This window comes from Leucobacter sp. M11 (assembly GCF_035726885.1).
GTDB lineage: Bacteria > Actinomycetota > Actinomycetes > Actinomycetales > Microbacteriaceae > JAPFRB01.
This window is the reverse complement of the sequence record NZ_JAPFRB010000003.1, coordinates 460,166-464,341: the sequence shown is the minus strand read 5'-3', so window position 1 is coordinate 464,341 and position 4,176 is coordinate 460,166. Positions and strand designations below refer to the sequence as shown.

4 protein-coding genes are annotated in these 4,176 nt (G+C 72.6%); 3 read left to right on the top strand and 1 reads right to left on the bottom strand.

The genetic code is table 11. From position 1 onward, the window contains the following. The 3 genes from nrdI (OOT08_RS10545) to nrdI (OOT08_RS10535) all read left to right on the top strand — a co-directional run. Positions 1–304, top strand: a 304-nt coding sequence (nrdI, locus tag OOT08_RS10545; RefSeq protein ID WP_325092605.1) for a class Ib ribonucleoside-diphosphate reductase assembly flavoprotein NrdI, incomplete at its 5' end; no start/stop codon positions are given. Positions 305–390: 86 nt separating this feature from the next. Then, on the top strand, positions 391–1,392 hold the full coding sequence (gene nrdF / locus OOT08_RS10540; protein WP_325092604.1) for a class 1b ribonucleoside-diphosphate reductase subunit beta: 1,002 nt from the start codon (positions 391–393) through the stop codon (positions 1,390–1,392). A 165-nt stretch (positions 1,393–1,557) separates the two neighbouring features. After that, entirely contained in the window at positions 1,558–2,040 is a 483-nt protein-coding gene (nrdI, locus tag OOT08_RS10535; RefSeq protein ID WP_442916218.1) for a class Ib ribonucleoside-diphosphate reductase assembly flavoprotein NrdI, read from the top strand. On the opposite strand, the gene OOT08_RS10530 is transcribed toward nrdI (OOT08_RS10535), so the two are convergent. Beyond that, the coding region (locus OOT08_RS10530; protein WP_325092603.1) for an aldehyde dehydrogenase family protein at positions 2,037–4,176 on the bottom strand (2,140 nt) is incomplete at its 5' end. The genes nrdI (OOT08_RS10535) and OOT08_RS10530 overlap by 4 nt on opposite strands.

The window sequence follows — 4,176 nt, the reverse complement described above, 5'->3', positions numbered from 1 at the left end:
CCGCCCCTTCGTTCTGATCCAGCCGACCTACGGCGGCGGCTCCCCGGCAGGGGCCGTGCCCCGGCAGGTGGCCGCATTCCTGAACGACCCCAGAAACCGGGGCCTGCTGCGCGGGGTCATCACCGCGGGCAACACGAACTTCGGTGCGGCCTACTGCCTCTCCGGCTCGGTCATCGCGCGCAAGTGCGGCGTCCCGGAGCTGTACCGCTTCGAACTGCTCGGCACCCCGCGCGACCGGGCCCGCGTCGCGGAGGGCCTCGACGAGTTTTGGGCAACCCCGCCGCCGCCGCCCGCCGCACCGTGACCCGCGCCCCACGCCCCGCCTTCCCCGCCCCGCACACGACGTCAGCCCGCGACCCCTTCGCGCCGATCACCCACAGGAGAGAGCACATGCACCTGCCCGACAGCATCACCCCGCCCGCCTTTCGCCACCGCCCCGACGCTCGGCTGCGCCCGATCAACTGGAACCGGATCGGCGACGACAAAGACCTGGAGGTCTGGAACCGGCTCACCGCGAACTTCTGGTTGCCCGAGAAAGTGCCCCTCTCCAACGACCGGGCCGCCTGGTCGTCGCTCGCTCCGCACGAGCGGACGCTCACCATGCGCGTGTTCACCGGTCTCACCATGCTCGACACGGTGCAGGCCACGGTCGGGGAGGTGGTCCAGATCCAGGACGCTCACACCGAGCACGAGGAGGCGATCTACACGAACATCGCGTTTATGCAGTCCGTGCACGCGCGCAGCTACTCCTCCGTGTTCTCCACCCTTTGCTCCTCCCCCGAGATCGACGATGCCTACGCCTGGGCCGTCGGCAACGACCTCCTCCAGGAGCGGTGCCGCCGCGTGCTCGTGCACTACAACGGCCCGGATCCGCTCAAGCGGAAGGTCGCCTCCACCCTGCTGTCCTCACTCCTGCTCTACGCGGGCTTCTACCTCCCGCTGTATTTCTCGTGCCGCGCGATGCTCACGAACACCGCGGACATGATCCGGCTCATTCTGCGCGACAAGGCGGTGCACGGCTACTACTCGGGGTACACCTTTCAGCGCGGCCTCGTCGGGGCATCCCCCGAGCGGCGGGAGGAGCTCTCTCGCTTCACCCAGGACCTGCTCGACGATCTCCTCGAGCTGGAATTCCAGTACTCGGGCGAGCTGTACGAGCCGCTCGGGCTCATGACCGACGTCTCAGCCTTCGTGCGGTACAACGCGAACAAGGCGCTCATGAACCTCGGCTTCCCGGCGCGTTTCGGGCCGGAGGAGACCCGGGTGAGCCCCGAGATCCTCGCGGCGCTCGCGCCGGGCGCGGACGAGAACCATGACTTTTTCTCCGGCTCAGGCTCCGCCTACGTCATCGGACAATCGGAGGAGACCACCGACGCGGACTGGGCGTTCTAGCGCGCCGAACGCCGCCCCCGACCCCGGCCGTCACGCCGGGCACGGGGACACGCCGGGGCGACTCGCCGCCTCGGCACGGCACGGCCACTTAATCCCACATATCGCGTAGAGTGCCGCCCGGAGGCACAACATATAGTGCCCAACGGTTTTCGAGAGGAGCCCGCCGTGCCCCGGCCTGACGCCCGTTCCACGCCCTCGCCCGAGGTTCGTGTCTACGCCGAACACGAGTCCCCCGACCTCGTGTACTTCTCCAGCGTGTCCGGGAACACCCGGCGCTTCATCGAGAACGTCGGCCGGGATGCCGCGCGCATCCCGCTCATCACCCGCACGGAGGGCGTCATCCGGGTCACGCGACCCTTCGTGCTCGTGCAACCCACCTACGGGGGCGGCACCCCGACCGGGGCCGTCCCCCGCCAGGTGAAGACCTTTCTGAACGACCCGGCCAACCGGGCGCTGCTGCGGGGCGTGATCACGGCCGGCAACACGAACTTCGGCGAGGCGTTCTGCCTCTCCGGACGCGTGATCGCCCGCAAGTGCCAGGTGCCCGAGCTGTACCGCTTCGAGGTGTTCGGCACCCCGCACGATGTCACCCGGGTGAGCGAGGGACTTGAGCAGTTCTGGAGCGAGCAGGGCGCGCTCGCCGGCTAAAACAGGGCGTCTGTCAGGCTCGTCGCGACCCCGCGGCGGTGCGCGGTGATGGAGAGGGACTGCTCGCGCAGCAGGCTCAGCAGCTCGACGGGGCCGGCCATCGTGACCGGCTCCGCCCAGAGCCCGGTGCGGTCCAGGCCCCCGAGCCACTCCGCGGCCCGGACCCGATCGCCGCCAATGAGCCGGATCCGCTCCTCCTCGATCCCGCTCGCGGCAATGCGCTCCAGCCAGTCCGCGTCGCGCTCCAGGCTCACCGAGACGAACCGGGCCTGGAGGAAGCTCTGCACCTCGGCCGGCAGCACCTGCCCCGTGCTCACGGAGACCGGGGCGCGCACCAGCAGAGCGGCCGCGAGCACTCGCAGCAACTCCGCGAGGCTGCCGCCCTCCGCGAGCCGAAGCTGCGTGGCCACGGGCCAATAGCGCAGCAGGTTCCGCTCGATGCCGAGCCCCATACTGTCCCGGACGGCCCCGTATCGCTCCGCCCAGGAGAGCTGATCGCTCAGCGCGGCCCGGCGGACCAGATCGAAGTCCGCGTAGCTCAGCGAAGCCTGGGCGGTCTCGATGAGCCCGACCACGTCCTCGTCGAGGCCGCGCAGGTGCAGGGTGGAGCTCTGGGTGCCCTCGCGGAGGGTCCAGGAGCCGAGCGTGACGAGTCGGTTCGGGGCGCCCCCGAGCGGGTGCATCCCCATGCCCGCGTCGCGCCAGCCACCCACGCCCTGCCGACCGAGCCGGGTGTTCACGGTGGGCCGGTTCACCGAGAGGGCGGCCGCCGGGGCCTGGTCGACCCAGACCGCGATCTCGTCGGCGTCGAGGGAGTGCAGGCCAGCCACCGCGCCAGAGCCGGGGCCCGCCTGGATTGCGAGGGCCTCGCCGAGGGTGTGCGCGGTGACCACCCCGAGCACCGGGGCCGCGACCGGCGTGGTCGCGAGCCACGCGTCCCGCTTCACGCCGAGCCGAACGCCCGCGCTCCAGAGCCGGCCAGCGGCATCGCGCGCCTCTGGCTCGATCAGCCAGCTCTCGCCGGAGTCCAGCTCGGTCAGGGCGCGCAGCGCGTCCCCACGAGCTGGGCCCGCCAGCGGGCCGAGCTGGGCGAAGAGCGGGTCGACCGCGCTCTCGGGAGCGGGCGTTGCCCCGGGCCCGGCGGATGACGCCGCCTCAGGTCCCGCGTCGTGCGAGGACACGCTGCTCCCCGTCCGGAGGGCCCGGACCGCGTCGGCGAGCATGCGCTGGAAGCGCTTGGTGCGAGCGACGCTCCCGACCAGGATGACGAGCTGAATCCCGTCCGGGTCGCCCCCGGCGTTGCTGAAGGCCGAGGCGACCACGTCGCGCACGGCGTCGCTCAGGTCTGCGTTCGGGGTGACCACGAGCGAGCCAACCGAGGCGAGAGTGGCCTGCACGCGCAGATCCGGGCGGCGCCGCACCAGCGCACGCGCCCGGGCGCGCGCGCCCCGGGCAATAATCCGGTCCACGCGGGGATCGGCAGCGAAGCGCTCGGCCAGCGTCTCGGGCGCGGCGAGCGGAGCCGCGGCCTCCGCGTCGCCCCCCTCGTCAGCGGCGTCCGCTCGCTCCTCCGCGGGCACCGCGCCGGGCTCATCGGCGGGTGCTTCGGCGAGTTCCGCGCCGGGCCCCGCACCGAGGCTCGGCGGAGCCGCGGCCTCCCGCAGCGGGTCGGGCTCGGCGACGGCCAGCCGGATGAGGCCGGGCGGCAGGGTCGCCGCTTCCAGCTCCTCGACAAAGACCGCCGCGGTGCGCGCGACGCCCGGATCCGGGAGCAGAATGACGGCGCTGCCCGCGGCCAGCGCGGAGAGCGCCCCCTCGGCGAGGCCCGTCAGCGGGGAGTGCGCGTCGGTCACCACCGCGGTCAGGGCTTCGGGGGCGAAGGTCGCTCCGCGCACCGTGTCCAGCCGCTCGGCTAAGCCCCCGGCGAAGCGGGCCGCGTCCACGGCCCCCGACACCTCCCGGTCGAGCTCGTGGATCGGCCGCCCGGACTCGGCGGCGAGCACCTCGATGAGCCGGTCTCGGGCGGCGACCAGGCCGAGGGCCGCCCGGCGCAGCACCGTGCCGCGCTCGGTGCCCGAGGCCCCCCGCCAGTCCTCGCCGTCGGCGATGGCAGCGGAGATCATGGCCGCGGGATCG

Excerpts from the sequence above, each read along its gene's own strand:
- nrdF (WP_325092604.1), top strand. The coding sequence starts at position 391 with ATGCACCTGCCCGACAGCATCACCCCGCCCGCCTTTCGCCACCGCCCC.